The sequence below is a fragment of the Moritella sp. 36 genome (assembly GCF_018219415.1).
In the GTDB taxonomy this organism is placed as follows: domain Bacteria; phylum Pseudomonadota; class Gammaproteobacteria; order Enterobacterales; family Moritellaceae; genus Moritella.
The window spans coordinates 3,628,587-3,649,670 of record NZ_CP056120.1 but is presented as its reverse complement, the minus strand read 5'-3'; the positions used below and the strand labels follow the sequence as shown (position 1 = coordinate 3,649,670).

The 21,084-nt window shown below is 37.6% G+C and carries 13 protein-coding genes and 1 tRNA gene; all 14 read left to right on the top strand.

Translation table 11 applies throughout. The features are described from left to right. Positions 1-176 precede the first annotated feature (176 nt). The 14 genes from smc (at position 177) to HWV03_RS16020 (ending at position 20,984) form a co-directional block, all read left to right on the top strand. Positions 177-3,659, top strand: coding sequence for a chromosome segregation protein SMC (gene smc / locus HWV03_RS16085; RefSeq protein ID WP_211676817.1), 3,483 nt, complete (start codon positions 177-179; stop codon positions 3,657-3,659). Between the two features lie 19 nt (positions 3,660-3,678). Further along, positions 3,679-4,683, top strand: coding sequence for a cell division protein ZipA (gene zipA, locus HWV03_RS16080; RefSeq protein ID WP_211676816.1), 1,005 nt, complete (start codon positions 3,679-3,681; stop codon positions 4,681-4,683). Between the two features lie 78 nt (positions 4,684-4,761). Next, positions 4,762-6,789 carry an NAD-dependent DNA ligase LigA gene (gene ligA / locus HWV03_RS16075; RefSeq protein ID WP_211676815.1) on the top strand — a complete coding sequence of 676 codons (2,028 nt, stop codon included), beginning with the start codon at positions 4,762-4,764 and terminating at the stop codon, positions 6,787-6,789. A gap of 137 nt (positions 6,790-6,926) precedes the next feature. Next, positions 6,927-8,339: a glutamate--tRNA ligase gene (gltX, locus tag HWV03_RS16070; protein ID WP_075473592.1), complete on the top strand. Its 1,413-nt coding sequence runs from the start codon at positions 6,927-6,929 to the stop codon at positions 8,337-8,339. 116 nt (positions 8,340-8,455) lie between these two features. Continuing rightward, a tRNA-Ala gene (locus tag HWV03_RS16065) sits at positions 8,456-8,531 on the top strand. Positions 8,532-8,804: 273 nt separating this feature from the next. Continuing rightward, complete coding sequence (locus HWV03_RS16060; protein WP_211676814.1) at positions 8,805-9,845, top strand: AI-2E family transporter; 1,041 nt, start codon at positions 8,805-8,807, stop codon at positions 9,843-9,845. Positions 9,846-9,961: 116 nt separating this feature from the next. After that, positions 9,962-10,900, top strand: a complete 939-nt coding sequence (locus HWV03_RS16055; protein ID WP_211672516.1) for a class I SAM-dependent methyltransferase — start codon at positions 9,962-9,964, stop codon at positions 10,898-10,900. A 2,114-nt stretch (positions 10,901-13,014) separates the two neighbouring features. Then, on the top strand, positions 13,015-13,323 hold the full coding sequence (locus tag HWV03_RS16050; protein ID WP_211676813.1) for a hypothetical protein: 309 nt from the start codon (positions 13,015-13,017) through the stop codon (positions 13,321-13,323). A 416-nt stretch (positions 13,324-13,739) separates the two neighbouring features. Then, on the top strand, positions 13,740-13,922 hold the full coding sequence (locus tag HWV03_RS16045) for a hypothetical protein (RefSeq protein WP_211676812.1): 183 nt from the start codon (positions 13,740-13,742) through the stop codon (positions 13,920-13,922). An 890-nt stretch (positions 13,923-14,812) separates the two neighbouring features. Further along, positions 14,813-15,334 carry a YfbU family protein gene (locus tag HWV03_RS16040; RefSeq protein WP_211676811.1) on the top strand — a complete coding sequence of 174 codons (522 nt, stop codon included), beginning with the start codon at positions 14,813-14,815 and terminating at the stop codon, positions 15,332-15,334. Next, on the top strand, positions 15,334-15,810 hold the full coding sequence (locus HWV03_RS16035) for a hypothetical protein (RefSeq protein WP_211676810.1): 477 nt from the start codon (positions 15,334-15,336) through the stop codon (positions 15,808-15,810). Before HWV03_RS16040 ends, HWV03_RS16035 begins: the two co-directional genes overlap by 1 nt. A gap of 152 nt (positions 15,811-15,962) precedes the next feature. Further along, on the top strand, positions 15,963-17,891 hold the full coding sequence (locus HWV03_RS16030; RefSeq protein ID WP_211676809.1) for an ATP-dependent nuclease: 1,929 nt from the start codon (positions 15,963-15,965) through the stop codon (positions 17,889-17,891). Between the two features lie 1,004 nt (positions 17,892-18,895). Then, positions 18,896-20,344 (top strand): AAA family ATPase, encoded by a 1,449-nt coding sequence (locus HWV03_RS16025; RefSeq protein ID WP_211676808.1) that lies wholly within the window; start codon positions 18,896-18,898, stop codon positions 20,342-20,344. Then, positions 20,331-20,984: an HNH endonuclease gene (locus tag HWV03_RS16020; protein WP_211676807.1), complete on the top strand. Its 654-nt coding sequence runs from the start codon at positions 20,331-20,333 to the stop codon at positions 20,982-20,984. The genes HWV03_RS16025 and HWV03_RS16020 overlap by 14 nt, the downstream gene beginning before the upstream one ends. Positions 20,985-21,084: the final 100 nt, after the last annotated feature.

Here is a 21,084-nt window from a genome sequence, read left to right as displayed (position 1 = left end):
TAGCACAGCTTATCATGTGGTTACTGTGGTGCATCTATCATTGCACTAAAAGAGACCCCGATTGAGGTAAAAAGTGCAGTAAAAAGCAGCAGCTTTTCCATTCTGTTCAGACGAATCTTTAATATTGCAGATACATCTGCTAAAGTTTTCTGGTTATTCTATATGCGTTGTTTGATATGTACCTTAAAAAGATCAAAATATCTGGCTTTAAGTCATTTGTTGATACTACAGAATTGCTTTTTCCGCACGATATGACCGCTGTTGTAGGCCCTAATGGTTGTGGTAAATCAAATATTATTGATGCCGTACGCTGGGTGCTGGGCGAAAGCTCGGCGAAGCACTTGCGTGGTGATGCAATGTCTGACGTTATTTTTAACGGTTCAGTGGCGCGTTCTCCTGTCTCAAGAGCCAGTGTTGAACTGCTATTTGATAATGCTCAGCAACGTATTGATCATGCTTTATTACAATATAATGAAGTGTCTATTCGTCGTGAATTATACCGTGATGGTACTAATCAATATTACCTCAACGGTAAAAAGTGCCGTCGTAAAGATGTGACCGAACTGTTTTTAGGCACAGGCTTAGGCCCACGCAGTTATGCGATTATCGAACAAGGCATGATCTCACGTTTAATCGAGTCCAAACCTCATGAACTGCGCCACTTTATTGAAGAAGCCGCGGGCATTTCTAAATATAAAGAAAAACGTCGCGAAACTGAATTACGTATTAATCAAACGAAAGATAACCTAAATCGACTTACTGACATTCGTATTGAATTGGGTGCGCAAATCGATAAGTTGAAGGTGCAGTCGGTTGTCGCGCAACAATTTAGATCGTTAAAACAGCAGCAGCGAGAAGCGAAAAGCCGTCTTGGTTTAGTGCAAATATATGATGTAGAGCGCTCGATTAACCAACTGACTCAGCAAAAATTAGTGTTAATGAGTGAGCAGGAAAAATTTACAGCAACCGCCACTAAACTTCAGACTCAAATAACAGATTCTGATGTGCAGCTAAATGAATTAACGATACTTATTGAAAATCAGCAACAAGCGTTTTATTTACAAGGTACAGAGCTAACCAAGATAGAACAGAAAATACTGCATCACAAAGCGCGTAAGCAAGAGTCCGCAGGTAAGCAACAAGAATATCAGCAGCAAAGTGAAAAGTTACAAATCTTACTGAAAGAAGAGCAAACCCAATTACAAGTGCATCAGCAGCAGGCGTCATTGACTGAGACTGACTATAATCGCATGACGGCCGAATTATTAGTGATTGAACAATCATTAGCATCTGCCACCATCAGTAGTGACCAAGCTATGGCACAGCATGCGGTATACCTTGATAAGGTACAACGTTTTAGTAGTAAACTTGATGTATTGACCAATGCATTACAAAGTGCAGAATCAGTACTTAATAAAAGTAAGCTGCAACGCATTGATCTAAAAGAAGAACAGCAGCAGCTCGAGCTGCACAGCAAGCAAGCACTTATCACGGATAAAACTACAGAGCAGCAACAGTTACAGTCTCAAGAAACGCGCTTAGCCCACGAACTCGCTGGGTTGAATAATGGTTTTCAAGGGATCAACAAACAAGTTTCAGAACTTGAGATTTATATTCAGAAAAACGTGACTGAACAAACTGAAATAAAAGCATCATTGAGTGTTATCACGGAGTTATTACGTAAAGCGGAACATGCAGACCACGCGCATACTTGGTTAGAATGTAATTTCGAGTCAATACCGTTAAAATTATTACAACAGTTAGATGTAGAATCCGGTTGGGAAGCTGCAGTAGAGAAAGTGCTCGCAAATTGGCTTGATGCTTACTGCATTAGTGACGAGCAACTTGCACAATTTGATCTGGCTGAGTTACCTGCTTTGCAATGGTTCAAACCTAGCCATTGTGTTGCACGCGCTGGTTCGTTAGCAAGTAAGGTTAAAAATAACTTATTTAATCGACAGCTAAATCAAGTGACTTGTGTGGCAACGATTAATGATGCGCAAGTGGGTGCTAATAGCCATGGAGAGTACAGTTATATCACTGCCCATGGAGATTGGTTTACCGATGAAGGTGTATGGTTATCACAGCATGCGAAAGCCAATGTGTCTTCTGCGCAAGGCCGGATTGAAATGCAATTGCAAGCATCGCAGCAACAGGCGCGTTTACTTGTGATTGAAACAATGATTGCTACGCAGCATAATCAATTAACGGCGTTGTCGGTGACACAGGGTGATTACCAAGATCAAATCGATAAGGTTCAAGCTAATCTTACTTTAAAACAAAGTGAAGTATCACAATTAACGATAGAATTGGACTTATTACAGCAACAGCAAGCCCAATGGCAGCTTAATCACGACCAGTTAAATACACGTTTATCCACACTTGATAATTTATTGGCGATTGAAGCAGAAGAAGTACAGCGTTTTAATGAACAGATAATCTCGACTCAGGTGACGATTGGACAGCTTGCTAATGATGATGGTTTGATTCAAAAATCAGAAGCGGCAAAAGCAGATAAAGCGCGATTTTTACAAGAACAGAAAGTACTTGAAAAACAAGTACAGCAATTGCTTTTAGTTAAAACCAAGTTTGCGGTCGAAATTGAGAAACAGCAGCAATTAATTGCTAAAACAGATTCTCAATACCAAACTATTTTACAAGATATTGCTGCATTAGGTGACAACTCATTATATGCTGAAAACTTGCAACAGTTAGAAACGGCGCGTGCGATTGCTGCAGAAAAACAAATTGCGATTGAAAATGATAATAGCCAAAAGAAAACAACACGCGCTAAACTACTTAATGACAAGCGTGATGTTGAAGAAAAACGTGCTAGGATAATGGCAAGTTGCTTAAAAGTTAAAGACAAAATACAGCAGCTTGATTTAAAACAAGCGAACAATAAAGCAAAAGAACAACTATTATATCAACAGATTGCGGATGATAATGTGGATGTAGACACATTAAAACGTGAGTGTGTTAACATATTAACACTAAAAGAATATCAGCAGCAGCTAAAACAGTTTGAAGTACAGTTACAGAAGATTGGTGCTGTCAACCTTGCTGCAGTCGAAGAATATGAACAACAATCGCAGCGTAAGCAGTATTTAGACGAGCAAACCGATGACTTAGAAAAAGCCATTGCTACGTTAGAAGCCGCGATTGTTAAAATAGATAAGCAAACTCGGGCGCGTTTTGCGACTACGTTTGAAAAAATTAATGATGATTTTAAAATGTTATTTCCTAAAGTGTTTGGCGGTGGTGCAGCTTGGTTAGAGCTAACATCGAGCAACTTATTAGACACGGGAGTAACCATTATGGCGCGACCGCCAGGGAAAAAGAATGCACGAATTTCTTTACTTTCCGGTGGTGAAAAAGCATTAACGGCACTGTCGTTAGTCTTTGCTATATTTAGATTAAATCCAGCGCCATTTTGTATGCTAGATGAAGTTGATGCACCACTCGATGAATTAAATGTCGGGCGTTTTTGTAAACTGGTTCAGGAGATGTCAGAAACAGTACAATTTATTTATATTAGTCATAATAAGTTAGCCATGGAAATGGCTCAGCAATTAATAGGGGTGACCATGCATGAACCAGGGGTCTCTCGAATAGTCGCCGTAGATATTTCGACTGCGATTGAACTTACAGACAATTAACATTAAGAGATAGGCTGTTATGCAAGATTTGCGACTTGTTCTCATCATTTTAGGGTTTATTGCAATTGTTGCTTTAATTACCCATGGCCTTTGGTCAAATAAAAAGAACCAAGTAAAACCATTAAAAGACAAACCATTAAGTAAAGTTGACGCTAACGTTAAAGATAAGCAAGGGTTTGACCTTGATGGTATTGGCGAAAAACGTGTTGTTAGTCAGCCTGGAGAAGAGAACATCAGTGTGCCTAAAGCGCCAGTTGAACCAACGCCGATAACCGTTGAGAAAATTGAGCCTCAGTTTGGTGCATCGAAAGCAACGGAAGACACTACAGTGCTAAGCGGAACGTTTACTGCCATGGATGTAGACACTCCTTCATCAAGGGATGATACAGCGATGAATGATGTCAGTTATGATGTTGTTGATACGCTAGAAACGTCAGCGGCTGAAGTTAAATCAGAACCTGGGCGACAAGAGCAAGTGGTTGTTGAAAGTCAGACGCAAGACGAACAGAACAATCTTGATCATAGCGGTGACGATATCGCCGACAATACAAATGCTAGCGCAGCAAGGGTACAAGAAAAACCAATTGATGATACTGCGGATGAAGCGGTATTTGTGATTAATATTATGGCTCGTGAAGGCAAGCGTATTGCCGGTGCTGAATTGCTACAAGAATTATCAGCGCTTGGCTTTAAATTTGGCGCGATGAATATTTTTCACCGTCATGTTGATGCCGCAGGTAAAGGACCCGTTATCTTTAGTTTAGCTAACATGGTTAAACCGGGTGTTTTTGATATTGATATAATGGAGCAATTTGAATCACCAGGTGTATCATTATTCATGATGTTCCCGTGTGCAGGTCAAGCATCTCACAATTACAACCTAATGCTAAATGCTGCAGAGCGTATTGCTGAAGGTGTTGATGGTCTATTAATGGATGCATCACGTAACCCATTTACAGAAGAAGCCATTGAGCAAGAACAAGCGTTCATTCGCAAGTTAGAACATAAAGCATTAGCGAAATAAATAATGTTATCCAGATAAATGCCTCACTTCGGTGGGGCTTTTTTTGATCTTCGGAATTTTTTATCTTTGGAAGTAAAGATGACAGAACAAGTAAAACAAATTCAAACCTTAACACTGCAACTTGAAGAATATAATCACCAATATTACGTATTAGACAATCCCACCGTACCGGATGCGGAATATGACCGTTTATTACGTGAGCTAAAACAGCTCGAAATCGAGTTTCCTGAGCTTGCATTAGCCACATCTCCAACTCAAAAAGTGGGGGGGGAAGCTTTAACTGGCTTTAGCCAGATTCAGCATGAAATGCCAATGTTGTCATTGGATAATGTGTTTTCTGAAGAAGAGTTGTTAGCGTTCGAAAAGCGTTTACAAGATCGTTTATTAACGAAAGCAGAGATTAAGTTTAGCTGTGAACCAAAGCTCGATGGTCTTGCAGTGAGTATCCTGTATGAGAATGGTGACTTTGTTCGTGCTGCCACCCGTGGTGATGGTCAAATCGGTGAAGACATTTCTGAAAATGTAAAAACCATCAAATCAATCCCATTACGCTTACGTGGTGATGACTTTCCTGAACGTTTAGAAGTACGTGGTGAAGTCTTTATGCCAAAAGCGGGTTTTGAGCAATTGAATATCAATGCCAAAAAGAAAGGTGAAAAGACCTTTGTCAATCCGCGCAATGCCGCCGCTGGTAGCTTACGTCAGCTTGACCCTAAAATTGCCGCAAGTCGTCCGTTAGCCTTTAATGCCTATTCATTAGGTGTCGTGGAAGGTGAGGTTGAAGGTAAAGGCTTATCAAATTCGCATGCCGAAAATTTACAAAAATTGAAGCAATGGGGTTTACCTGTTTGTGCAGATGTAACGGTTGCTATGGGTTATCAAGGCTGCTTAGACTTCTATGAACAGATTGGTAAGCGCCGTGATTCACTGTCGTATGACATTGATGGTGTCGTGTATAAAGTCGATGATTTAGCCCTACAGAAAACATTGGGTTTTGTTGCGCGAGCACCACGTTGGGCCACGTCACATAAGTTTCCTGCGCAAGAAGAGATAACGACATTATTGGATGTTGAATTCCAAGTTGGCCGTACTGGCGCAATCACACCGGTCGCACGTCTAGAACCTGTGTTTGTTGGTGGTGTGACAGTAAGTAATGCCACACTACATAACTCTGATGAAATTGCCCGTTTAGGCATTAAAATTAAAGATCAGGTGATCATTCGCCGTGCGGGTGATGTTATTCCGCAGGTTGCGCGTGTGATGCTAGAGCGCCGCCCTGATGATGCCCAAGATATCGTATTCCCGGCAAAGTGCCCAGTGTGTGATTCAGAAGTAGAGCGTATCGAAGGTGAAGCAACAGTGCGTTGTACCGCTGGTCTGTATTGTGGTGCACAACGTAAAGAAGCGATTAAACATTTTGCATCGCGTAAAGCGCTAAACGTTGATGGTTTGGGTGACAAGCTTGTTGAGCAATTGGTTGATGCTGATTTAATTAAAACCCCAGCCGACCTATTTACCGTGACTTTTGGGAAGTTAACCCTGTTAGATCGCATGGGGCCAAAGAAAGCCACTAACTTATTAGAAGCATTAAAAGTAGCAAAACACACCACGTTAGCCAAGTTCTTATATTCACTGGGTATTCGTGAAGTAGGGGAAGCGACAGCGGCTAACTTAGCCAATGATTTGTTAACTTTAGACGCAATCAAAAAAGCCTCTGTAGAACGCTTAATTCTGATTTCGGATGTCGGTGATATTGTTGCTAAACACATTTACTACTTCTTCCGTGAAGCGCATAACCTTGAAGTGATTGACCAGCTAATTGAAGCGGGCATGAGCTGGGATGATGTTGCGGTTAAAGAAGAAAGTCAGCAACCCTTGTTAGGCACTATTTATGTGATCACCGGAACGTTAGTGAATATCTCTCGTGCCGAGGCTAAAACACGGTTACAAGATTTAGGCGCAAAAGTGGCTGGTAGTGTGTCGAAGAAAACGACGGCGTTAGTGGCAGGTCCTGCAGCAGGTTCTAAGCTCACTAAAGCGCAAGAGTTAGACATAGATATTCTGACTGAAGATGATTTACTGGCACTCTTAGCTACACATAGTTAATTAATAGTGGTACATCGTTCGTTAATGATAGTTCGCTGTTGTTAGTTTTATCTTTAGTGGTAAAATGCGCAGCATCATGTGCTTAACCTGCTAGTAGGTTAAGCGAATCAAATAATGTAAAAGGTATTGTGAGACTTATGACTGTTAAGACTCGTTTTGCACCTAGCCCAACTGGCTACTTGCACGTAGGCGGCGCACGTACAGCGCTTTATTCTTGGTTACATGCAAAAAGCCAAGGTGGTGAATTTGTATTACGTATCGAAGATACTGATATAGAGCGTTCTACTCAAGAAGCGGTTGACGCGATCTTAGAAGGCATGAAATGGGCTGGTCTGGATTGGGATGAAGGTCCTTATTTCCAAACGCAACGTTTCGATCGTTACAATGAGTTAGTTGATCAACTAGTTTCTGAAGACAAAGCATACAAATGTTATTGTTCACGTGAACGTCTTGATGAATTACGTGAAAAGCAAATGGCTGCCAAAGAAAACCCACGTTACGATGGTAAATGTAGCCATGGTGACATTGAAGACACCGGTGCTGATTACGTTGTACGTTTCCGCAATCCGAAAGAAGGTTCTGTTATCGTTGATGACAAGATCCGTGGCAAAGTTGAATTTGCTAACACTGAGCTAGATGATCTGATCATCCGCCGTACTGATGGTTCACCAACTTACAACTTCTGTGTTGTTGTTGATGACTGGGATATGGGCATTACTAATGTTGTTCGTGGTGAAGATCACCTAAACAATACGCCACGTCAAATTAACATCTTAAAAGCACTTGGCGCACCAGTACCTGAGTACGCACACGTTGCAATGATTTTAGGTGATGACGGCGCTAAACTGTCTAAGCGTCATGGCGCTGTTGGCGTTATGCAATATCGTGATGATGGTTACCTGCCTGAAGCACTACTAAACTACTTAGTTCGTCTGGGCTGGTCACATGGCGATCAAGAAATCTTCAGTACTGAAGAAATGATCAAATTGTTTAGCCTAGATGCAGTAAACAAAGCGCCATCAGCGTTTAATACTGAGAAGCTACAATGGGTAAATCAGCATTACATTAAGACACTAGCACCTGAATATGTTGCATCTCACCTTGAGTGGCACATGGCAGATCAAGGCATTGATACAACTAATGGCCCTGAGCTAGCTGAGATTGTTAAAGTACTTTCTGAACGTGCTAAAACGTTAAAAGAACTTGCTGCATCTAGCCGTTACTTCTTTGAAGACTATGCTGAATTTGATGCAACTGCGGCGAAGAAACATTTACGTCCAGTAGCGAAAGAAGCATTAGTTAAAGTGCAAGAGAAGTTAGCTGCGATTACAGATTGGAGCGATGCTGAAGTTCTACACGCTGCTATTAACGAAACAGCGACTGAACTTGAAGTTGGCATGGGTAAAGTAGGTATGCCACTACGTGTTGCTATCACTGGTGCCGGTCAATCTCCGTCATTAGATGTAACGCTAAAGCTTATCGGTAAAGAACGCAGCCTTGCTGGTATCGACAAAGCGTTAGCATTTATTGCTGCACGTGAAAACGCCTAAGGGTGTGTAAATAATATACTTTCTGTCGTTTGATGTTGATTTTTAAATTATAGATATTGACAGTTAAACGGCAGATGCATATTATTCTCTGCAGTAGCGAACGCTGCTGTAGAAATGGGGCCATAGCTCAGTTGGGAGAGCGCGACACTGGCAGTGTCGAGGTCATCGGTTCGATCCCGTTTGGCTCCACCATTTCTGCTTCAAACATTATTTTCAAAATAACATTTTCAAAATAACATCTTCAAAATAACATCTTCAAAATAACATCTTCAAAATAACATCTTCAAAATATCTTATTTCAAATCATAGTTATATTCACTGCATTTAATTCCTTGTTTAGCATGCGATTGCAAATATTCACAATCTAATATTATTAGTGTTTTAACCTTGTTAAGGTTATATTCATCAATCACGTCGTAGAATACTGGCGACTATTAGCGCCCAGTAGCACCTTAATGAGTAACTATGAAACTAATTTTAAACGAAAATAGCCAGATGCGTAATGTGGGGATGATAGCCGCTGTGATCATTATCCTCGGTGGTATCAAAATAGCCACGCCGATTATAATTCCATTTTTGCTTGCTGTGTTTATTGCTATTATTTGTAATCCGTTGGTCAATGTGATCACTCGTTGCCGTATCCCTCGTGCAATAGCCATTTTTATGGTGTTGATTGTAGCTATCTTGATTGGCTTGACGATCACCAGTGTCATTGGTTCGAGTGTACAACAACTAACGAGTAATATTGGTGATTATCAAAGCCAAATTAGAGGACATTATGGCGAGCTAGTCATATTCTTAAATAAATACAATATTCAAATATCATCAGACACTTTATTGGAATACTTCAATCCAGGCACCGCTGTTACTATGGTATCTAGCATGGTGAGTAGTTTGTCTGGGGTGATGGCCAATATCTTCCTGATCTTATTAACTGTCGTCTTTATGTTGTTTGAAGGTGATGTATTACCGAAGAAACTACATTTAATGTTTAAAGACCCTGACTTCAAATTAGCACAGCTAGACAAGTTCTTAGATTCAGTGAACAAGTACGTAGCGATCAAAACGCTAGTTAGCATGGCGACGGGTATATCTGTTGGTTTAATGTTGTTTATAATGGATGTGGATTTCTATCTTCTGTGGGGATTGATTGCATTCCTACTCAACTACGTACCTAATATCGGTTCTTTAATTGCCGCAGTACCGGCAGTGATTCTAACGACTTTACAGCTGGGTCTACCACAAGCTGGTGCAGTCGCTGCTGGCTATGTCACAATTAATTTGATCATGGGTAACGTTGTAGAGCCACGCTTCATGGGTAAAGGACTGGGATTATCAACTTTGATTGTATTCTTATCATTAATCTTCTGGGGTTGGTTACTTGGCCTTGTTGGTATGCTACTCGCTGTACCGCTAACCATGATTGTTAAAATTGGCTTAGAAACCATTAATGATCAGAACTGGATGTCGATACTGATCAGTAGTGATGTTGATGTGAAAAAATAACCGATCCGCTTGATCGCATTTTAGTGCTAATCAAGTATAATGCGGTGAATTGAATAAAGGGATGTACAGTGTGCATCCCTTTTTATTTTGTAAAATTAATTAAGGTGAACAAGATTGTGACTGTTGCTATGTCTGAGGCTGATGTGAAATTGCCGCTTGAATTTATTGATTTTTCTGCTGCAGCAGAAGATGCTTGTCGCTTGTTCCATGGTCGTGGCCATACGTATGCTGGTTTTGAACACATGAACATTGATTGGTTACCACCAGTTGCACTTATTACGCTATACAAAGAAGAAGAAAACGATTACTTATTATTGTTAGCTGAATCGCTTCAAGCACAACTTGGTGAGCAATGTAAAACTGTACTCGTGCAATTCCGCTGTCGTGAACGTGCGCCTACAGCATTGTTCCTTGGCGAAGAGTGTCACCGTACCGAAATCACTGAAAATGGTATGACTTTCAATTTAGAATTTGGTCGTGCGCAAAATACAGGGTTATTCCTAGATATGGCGAATGGCCGTCAGTGGGTGAAAGAGCATGCAGAAAATGCCAATGTATTAAATTTGTTCTCATATACATGTGCTTTCTCTGTTGCCGCTTTAGCGGGTGGTGCAGACAAGGTGATGAACGTTGATCTTAGCCGTACCTCATTAACCATGGGTCGTGATAATCACCGCAGTAATGGTCATGATCTTAAGCGGGTTAAATTTGAAGGCGTTGATATCTTTAAATCATATGGTCGCTTGCGTAAGCACGGTCCTTATGACCTGTTGATCTCGGATCCACCGTCATTCCAAAAAGGCAGTGTTGATATTAAACGTGACTACAGCAAGATCATTAAGCGTATCCCACAGTTGATGAAACCGGGTGGTAAAGTGATGTTATGTTTAAATGCTCCTGAGCTTGGTGAACAGTTCTTATTTGATAATGTAGCAGAGCATTGCCCTGATTGTGTGTTTCAAGAACAACTTGCGCCGCCAGCTGTATTTAAAGAAGCAGAAGTGGGTAAAGGTCTTAAAGTACTAATCTTTATTTACTCGCCTAAAGCAGAATAGTTGCAATGATGGAGTGATTGTTAAAGTCACTCCTATCACTGTATAAACAGAGTCTGTTACGTCATTTCCTAGCCAACTCCTTTTCTTGTCAATTCATTGATGTGCTGATATTAGCGTCAAAAACCTTCCATATTACTTTTTGATATAACTTATATTAAGTTGTTCTATTTTGTTTATTTTTGTTCAGTTTTAGTCACCTCCTTGTATTTGAGGTAATGGTTCCTTTGTTATTTCGTTAGTTTACTTTCATATGAAGAGCTGATAATCAAAATGTTGATAAATAATTACAAAATAGATTTATTGACCATGATCAAACTTTTCATCCAGATCAACAAATATTGCAGACTGAAAATGCTGTGTTACGATTAATACATGAGCTGAGCAAAGGGTTGTTCGGAGAAGTGTGATAAGCAGGTTATCGATTATCGACATATTTAACGATGTACTATTTGGTACAAGTAAGGTGGTTATGATGGACTATAATGAAAACGATTTATCGTATTATCAACTTCAAGACGAATTACAACAAGAATTAGAAGCGGAATTACGCAAACAACTTGAAGATGAGTCAGGCGTAAACTAATCAGCTCAGACTGAATAGTTAACGACATATACTGATGATAAAGAAGCCTCGATTGAGGCTTTTTTTATGCCTCACACGTTATACACAAATATATCCGCATTGTGTATATATCTCCTTAGCATTACTCCTGTTGTGCATAACTTTAAGCATAAAAACGCGGTTGTGGACTAAATTAGGCATATGATTGGATTATCCTACCAATAATAGGTATTTTAATCAGGTTATCCACAGATTCTGTGGATAACCATGTGTGTTAACTGGGGTTTACATTTTAAGTGGTTGTATTTAAAGAGTTTTGACTCTGATTTTTAATGTATATTCAAAAATCAAGGAAAAATTAGAAATTAAATACAACTAAGGACTGACGGTTTTAGTTGTTTTTGTTATATAAAATAACGTCCTCAGAAGCGCTGAGCACGTTATTTTTTATTTGAGACTAAGACGTTAATTACTTAATTTTAATCGCTGTAATCGCGATTTTGTAGATATGTCGATACACAAGCTTAAAAGAGGATTTTGATGAGCTAAAACCTCACTTTGCATAACCATAAGTTAACGATTGCTTAACTATTGTGTGATTGTTATTTACAATAGTTGTGCGAAGTTTATTGGATTTCGTATGCGGTATTGATGTTGACCACTTAATGGCAAAAGCGTATCTGCAGGCGTTAGAGAGGCACAGAATTTACCGTCAGCGTTAATTGATAAGTTGAAAAATCAGATCTAAGATAAGTGATGTAGCGGGAAGAGGTGTATAAATACCATTCTAGATATTAACCTTGCCAGTATAAATTTGGGAAATTGACCAGTATTGATATACCAAACACCAGTAAAGTGTAAATGATGAACCGAGCTTTAATTGCAAGGACTTGCTCGAGGGTGAGCGGTTTCCCTATTGTGATAGGGTGTTGCTGGTGTACACGATAAAATATACCGATATAGGTGACTAATAATAAGAGTAAATGGGTAACAATGCTCACTGATGACATAGGCGTTTCTTTTACTGTTAAATACGTATTAAAAATAGCAATAAAGTGAATTTAGGCATTTTTCTGAGAGGATGGGGCTGGAAACTGTGAGCGAGCTTGTTGTTATGGAGATTAAGGCGTGATGTATATATCATTTCGTCGCTATTATTTGATAACGATAGCGACGTTTATTTTTCTATCAGCTTCTTGCCTATATTTTAGAGTCGGCAGCTGACTCAGATGGAGTACAGGTGCCACCTGGAGAGATATAACATGTTTTGGTTGTTGTCGTGCAACCTTGGAGTGCAATACTTACTAATATCGTTATGATCAGTTTATTCATGTTTACCTCATATCTATATGCTATTAATATAAAACAAAAGTTAGGTTATCATGCTGCCATTTTTTTGTGTATGAAATTCAGTGTCATTACTTAATTAATCGTTTTAAACGTATTATCTACTTAAATATTGGTATATATTGCTATTTTTAATTGCATTCAGTCATTTAAATTTAGTTTACGGAATTCCGTAAATACACCGTTATAAGGAGTATTGCTTTAAATGGATTCACCAGAATTATCTATTCTATTATTAAACCTAATTATTATTTTAGTGGCGTACCTTTCTATCTATCCGAAGTTAGCTGGTGACAGCTTGAACAAAATTTCAGTTTATGACCTTTTTGTTTCAGCTTTTTCTTTGCTAGTCGTTGGCCTGCATTATTGGGGTAGTGGTCATGAATTCAATTTGTTCATTATGAATGTTAATTGGGTTTGGTTTACGCTCATTACTTATGGCTTAATCGAAATACCTATTTTAATTTGGTACATCAAAAAGCAGAAAGTTGAAGCTAATAAACAGGGCTCGTAACGCTAGCGATCATCACAATCGGCTTTTCCTCCTATAGTGACTTACATCACATATCTCAAAAGTATTAGACATAAGTATTTAAATTAGAATCTCGCGAAAGAGGGATGACTAAGACAGTGCAAGATTATCCATCTATAATTACTGAGTAAAATCGCTATAAAAGGCTAAAATGAGGTTTAGGGGGCATTTTGAGCTGAGTGGTATTACACATTGTCACCTTTGTGTTCAATCGGTCGTATATGGACGATTTAGTCGATAGATCAAAAAGTTCTTACTAAAAAATATTATCAACCGATAGACACCGAGCAACTAATTAGATGTTTTTCAAAACTTTAAATAGGTGTATTGTTAACTGCCCACACGTTAAAAATAAAGAATGTAACTGTATAAACAAAACTACAACTTAAGGATGTCTTATGAAAGTAATAGTAGAGTTTCTAGAAACAGGTCAATATAAAGATAGAGTATGGGAGCCTTCATTCCATGGAGAGAAAGGGAATGTTCGCGCGCTATCACCGTCTTATGCTGCACGGTTAATAAATGAATCTAAAGCAAAACTTTATATCAACGAAGAAGGTAAACCTGAAGTCGAGCAATAATCTAGACAATAACTCTAATAAGGTGTTGTCCAAAAATAAGATAGAACAGACTAACTTAAGCAGCCAAATTAGTCTGTTTCACATCTAGCTCAAATCCAAACGTCACATCTTCTGTCCAGTCCAAACCACACGCCCTATAAGCGTAAGTCAAACTCTTGTTCCTTCAGTACACTGTAAAATGTAACGTAAGACCCCTTGAATAGCCGACTACTTAGCCCTTTAAGTGGGGGCTGATTCTGAAATTCTTCAGCTTTAATCAAGGCGGTAAGCACACTGCTTAACCGCGTTTGGTTACGGTTGATTCTGAGTCGACAACAGCCCGCGTTCGTACTTCTGCGCTTCACCTTTGGTTGTAAACTTATTTCTGTAGCGCTTACCGTTTCGATCCTGTGGGCGACAATCGACGTCATAGCCGTGGGTAATAGATTAAATAGACATGAATTCGCCCCTAAGGTTACTGGTTTTTACACAGTGTAATTGCTAGATGATAGGGCTTAAATTAGATGTGTTCAATGTTTGTTTGTACTTGTTAGATACACTTTGTAAGACAATGTAAGTGATTGAATATATTGAAATAGATTCACTGTATTGAATTTATAGCCTATAAGTTGTTTGTTTTTCACTCCCGTCACAGTTTGTCATTAAATAGTCTTACTTTTCCTTGCTATAAAATTAAATGCCAATAAAATCAGCCGCATATTGGTCCTTGTTAATAGTTAACAGGACTTAAAAAATAAATAACAGGACTGCACGCTTTCTCAGAATCGGATTTAATGTCAGATTGCTATTTTATCTTATTTTTCATCTGATTAGTGACGATCTACTCGGGTGAATAGATTTGGGTAATCGAGAGTCCTGTTATACAAATGTTAAATTGCAAGGAGGCATTGGTGCCAAATTCAAATATCGAAATGACTGATATAGAACGATTGAGCTTGATAAATCAATTCTTAATTTTGGAGAAGTTATATCCAGAAGAAGCCGATTATTATGAAAAAAATAGGATAGCGTTAGAACAAGGGTATAAAGCACATTATAAAACTATTTTTGAACACCTTTGGGAAGAAATGTCTGAAGAAAGCACTAAAGAAGTCTTAGATATTCTAGAGATGCACAGAGCAATCACTTGGAGTGTTTCCGACTTAGACAAAACGAATAAGTTAAAATCAAAATACTTTTTTAGAGGCTTTGATGGTAATGAAGAATCAGAGCAATTATCTTACTGCCATTACTTTATTGTTAATTTAGAGCGATATCAGGAGTTAGTTCAAAACCAAGAGTACCCTGATTTCAATAGTCATTGTAATATGTTGCAGAAATATCGTCGAATGTTGTCAGTTTGGAAAGAAGAAAAAGAACAATATGAACTTAGGCTTACTTTAGATCAAATAAAAATGATTTGGAGTGCTTAATGGATACTTTATCTATTGTTGGCTCTTTAGCTTCTTTGTGGGGAGCTTGGTATGCATGGAATCAAGCAAAAAAATCAGAATTAGCAGCCAAGCTTGCTGAAAAAATTAAATCTCAGTTAATTCACCATAGAGATATTGAAAATCTTTCACAACTTGAACCCCTATCTAAAACATCAATTACTAAAATGCGTAAATACGCTGTTCAATCAATAAATGAACTTTCAGGATTAAGCCCTCAAGTCGACGCTGATTACGTCCAAGAATATATCAATGAGGTTTATGCCTTATCGGATTTTTTTCCTGATAACAAATCTGAAAAATTATATAAAAAGGTAAATTCTTTAATTCAGAACTTTGTTAATACCAACCAAGATCAGGAGCGTAAGAAGCTTGGTAATGAGATACATAATGAGTTAGTAGCATTTTCATTAGTATTCAATAAGATCAGAAAAACATATCAAAGCAAAACGGAGTAGTTGCAATTTAACAAGTTGCTTAAACGGACAAAAAAAGCTGGCTTTACTCGTTCCTCGCTAATTTTAGCCAGCTATTTTATTGCCGCTAGCAAAGCGTTATAAACTAGAGCAAATATCATGCTCTATACAATGAATAATCTTAGGGAATATATATGATCGCAGGAGTTTTTCTTCGCTATTACAAAACTTACCAAGGGATAAACTATGTCCCAATAACTGATGAAGATAAGTTCTGTGGGTTGGTTGGAGATAATGGAATAGGCAAAAGCTCGGTTCTAGAGTCTCTAGATACATTTTTTAATGGAAAACCGTGGAATTTCAACACCGCCACAAAAAAGAGCGGAAAAAAAAATACTAAGCCACAAATCGTACCTGTTTTTCTATTAAATAAATCTATGTTTACAGGTGATATTTTAGAAAAAGCAGAAATATTAAATTCATTAGCGTTAAACCTTCAAGATTCAGTAGTTTCATCAACTCTAAAAGCGCATGCAAGATCTTTTATTTCACATAGAGACCAATTAGCAGAAAGAGTTTGTTTAGATGAAATGCTGGTACTCCCCATTGGTTTTGATTATAGGGGGTGTGTTTCTATCTCACTCTTTAATAACCGAACAGCAGTGGAAGCATTACTAGGAGAGGAAGCTGACACAAGTAAGACTAATTTAGAAGATGATGAATTAGCTGTTTTCTTACCTTTGTTAGAAAAAATTCAAGAATTAATTGACTACATCTATATTCCAAGAGAAATAGAACCTGAATTATTTACTAAATTAGAGACAAGTGAAATCCAAGTATTGATGGGTGAAACATTAAACCAAATTCTTAGCCAACGGGTTCCACAAAGACAAATCAATGAGATCAATAGTAGCTTAAATGCCTTTATAGATACGTTAAGTGAAGAGTTAGAAATTTATTCATATAGAACTCCTACGGATAGACAACAGCACCTTAAAAAAAATGATGTGTACAATTTAATAATTCAGTCATTCTTCAGCACAAGGAAACTGCATAAAAAGCAAGGGAATAACTGGCTTGAAATCAGTTCACTAAGTTCTGGAGAAAAGCAAAAAGCTATAATTGATGTAGCTCATAGCCTATTAAATAAACATAGAGATAGTGGTTCTAACTTAATAATTGGAATTGATGAACCTGAATCATCTTTACATATGTCAGCATGTTTTGATCAATTTGATGCTCTTTATCAAATTAGTCGAGATGCCATGCAAGTTGTTTTCTCTTCTCATTGGTATGGATTTCTTCCTACTATTGAATCTGGAAGCGCTACAGTTATAACAAAACAAGATTCATCTCATGTTTTCGATATGATTAATTTAGCGAATTATAGGGAGCAAATTAAACAACTAAGATCTAGCTCTAGAGGACGATTACCGTTTGATATTCGTCTTAAAAGTGTTAATGATTTTGTTCAATCAGTAATAACAAGCACCATAGGTGATACTCCCTTTAATTGGATTATTTGTGAGGGGTCTTCTGAAAAAATATATTTGAGTGCTTACTTTAGAGACCTTATTGATACAAAACGTTTAAGGATCGTTCCTGTCGGTGGCGCAGGAGAAATCAAACGCTTATATAATCACCTATCAACATCTTACGAAGACTTTCAAGCAGAGATATCTGGAAAAATCATATTACTTTCAGATACCGACGCAGAATTAGTAAATTATGATGTAAAGGATTACCCTAATTTAATCTGTAAAAGGATGGTTAACTGCAATCGTTCAAGAACTACAAAATTAGTTAAAATTCAGTCAAATCCAGTATCCCCAGCGACTGAAATTGAAGATGCATTAAATGGACGGCTGTTTTATCAAACTCTGAGTACATTTTCTAGTGAATATCCAGAACAGCTAGGCTTCTTGTCTGAAATAATTGAAGAGGTTACTCAAGAGTCTTCTAAAATATCCTTGGATTTAAGGTCTAGCGAATGGGAATTAATAGATCAGTTCTTTAACCTTGATAATAATAAATTTAAGTTTTCTCAAAAGTACATTGAGAATATAGGTGAAGAATTCGAAGAACCGTCTTGGATACAAGAAATTAGAGGGTGGCTGAACTAGCTTATAACATATAAGAATAGGTGTCGCGCAGCCGACACCTTATTCGAGTATTGAGCAAGCCCAAGCCCTTCTTCATATAGTAAATAACGTGTTTGATCTTGGTGGATACCTTGTCTTTGGGTTAAATCTAAGACGAGCGAAATTGAGATAAATAACCAGTGTTCACCATAAATTGAATCTCTCCAAGTTCTAATGTTAACGGCATTATCCTTATTATGTTCGATTTCGGCTAGGTCGTTCATTAGTCTATTTTATACCTAAGCTAAACCCCAAAATAAACCTCTCTCAACAAAATAGGCATAGTGATAAGATAAAATATTCCTACTATCATCGAAGTAGAAAAAGCCCAGCGCATATAAAACAGTTTCAATCGAGTCTTATCAATTTTCATACTCAGTTCTATTCGTTCAAAGCCATAAGTAACAAAATAAATACCTACATGCGTAATAAATAATGTTGCCATAAGTCCGTTCATCATTAGTTCAGTCATACTTTCATTTTTAGTAGTGGGGGATGCTATAAAGTTAGCCTTAGAATTATACTTGGCAAAAATATGAAGTACTTTGCTTTTAAGTTGTGAGTTAGTTTACGGCCATTAACATTCGGGCGTGATGCTTGTCTTTATTCTGAAGGAAACACCTAAATAGGCGTTCTAGATACATTAGTGTGAATCTCGTATTTCCAATAATCCCAGCATTCACTTAAATGAATGCTTAATAACCTTTTATAGTATTGTCAATTAGTTGTTTTATATAATGAAAATTAGATTTAAGATATGCATAGCAATTACAATTTAGGAAAATACAATGTTGTTGAACAATGTTACGTTACTAGGTAAATCGATAGATCTCGCCGATGCTAGAACTCATGATGGGTCGAATGTTGTAACTATAGTAATGGGGAACAATGGTTCAGGGAAAAGTAGGCTTTTCCAGACCATATGCTCAGCGTTTATACAAGCTCCTAGACAGAACTCGATAGATCGCAACAGGATGTTGCGCGACGTGAAGGATATAGTTAATTTAGAACAGCTAGATAGCTTATCATATATTCAAGGTGGCAATTTCAATTCAATCTCTTGTTTTAAAAGACCGTTCGTTGGAAGACGTCCTGTAGGTAATGATGATGCATTTATAGACCTAATTTCCATTCATCCATATGAACAGGTTACTATAAATCATGTGCACGGTTTAGATGATGATAATTTAATTAATTCAGTAGCTCGTCACTTTCTTGAAATGGCAAAAGCTCATAGTGAAGGTCTCATATTTAAAAAAAATGGAATAAGCGATTCAGAATTAAATATACCGAACAAAGTTTTAGCGGTGACAGGTAGTCCATACGATAAGTTTCCATTTAGAGGTTCAATTTCAGCGCGGCTTTCTTTAGAACCTTATGTTTATTTGGGAACTAGAGAAAAAAGACTCGCTGGAGCTAGGTTTAATAGGGGTTATCTTAGCCATAAGTTTGACCAACTGGGTGCATCTTTTATCAAATTGCTTTTAAAGCCAAGGCAAGAGTATTTCGACTTTTCAAAGATGCTAGACTTTTTGAATATATCTCCTTCTTTTATACTTAAGCTCTCTCTTAGTGAGAGAATAAGGAAGGAGGAACTAAATCAAGAAAGTATTCTTAACCTAGTTAGTAGTGTTAGGTTTCATAAAGCCAAAGGTCATAAAGAGATAGATGAGGAAGGTGACCTATCAATACGGTTATTAGATGCACTGCATTATGTTGCTGGTGAAAGGTTAGATAAGGATGACCACTTCTTTGAACCACTTGAAATATTATGCGATATAGACTTATCTAAAGAACCTAAAGATAAAAAGTACTTAAGCTCATTAGAGCTTTTATCTGAGTATGATTTAATAGAGTTAGAAGATGTTATTTTCTCTAAATCTAAGCATGATTTTTTGCTTTCTCAAGCAAGTTCTGGAGAACTTAGCTTACTATTTACAATGTCTTCGATTGCTGGTGAGATTGAAAATGATTCACTGATATTGATTGATGAACCTGAGCTGAGTTTGCATCCAGAGTGGCAATTGAATTTCTTGTCTTTACTCACCGATATTTTTTCTAATTATAAAAACTGTCATTTCATAATAGCCACACACTCTCCAAATATAGTATCTTCCATCCCAGAAGATAACGCATATATTGTCAGTATCGATGCTGAAGGGGCAAACTTAATGCCTTCAAAAATGTACCACAATAGATCTGCTGACTTTCAATTAGCCAGAGTTTTTAATACTCCAGGAAATAGTAATGAATACCTCATTAAAACAGCTATAAATATTTTTTCTAAAGTGAAAAGAGATAAGGTTTTTGATGAAGATGATTTGGAAAACCTTAATTTTCTAAATAACATTAAGAACAGCATTCCTAAAGAAGATTCTGTCATTGAGTTAATTGAAATGCTTAACGAGGTTTACCAAAAATATGGCAGAAATTAACGCGGCAGTCTTATTCAGTACGGAGCAGGCAAAGCTTATTAATGATGTGATATCAGATCCTTTATTCAAACATTCTGATTGGAACAAAGAAGAGTTAACAAAAGAGTTACAGGATCTGCGTTCGTACATCAGAGGTCACTATAGAAAAGAACAAAAAGAAAAATGTGCTTATTGTCAAAAGGATTTAAGCACCGTTTCAGCCCTCAACTGCCATGTAGAGCATATTGTCCCTAAGTCACGATATGACAGTTTTATGTTTGAGACTAAGAACCTATGTGTTGCTTGCGCTGACTGCAATCAAATAAAAAATGAAAAAGATACTTTAACTCTTCTATCGGGTAATAAGGTTAGGAAAAAGTATCCAAGATCATCATCTGGTTTTAGCATAATCCATCCGCACTTTGATGATTACGAAGAGCATATAGAGATATACTATCGTAAATGGTACATCGACCTTACTCCTAAAGGACATTTCACGATAGGAGCCTGTAAGCTAAATCAAAGAGGTGGTAGGTATGGTATCGAGGAACCAGATGAAATGATTCAAATGGCGATTGAGTTGCAAGAAGCTAAGCAGTCTAAAAAGAATATCTTAGTAGAGTTGATAAAAAATCGGATACGCGACCTCTGTGATGAATAATGCTTTGAAACGTTGCATGCTTAATGTGAATTGGGTCATAAAGAAGCTTGTTCCTGTCCAAAAATAAGATAGAACAGACTAACTTAAGTATCAAGCTAGT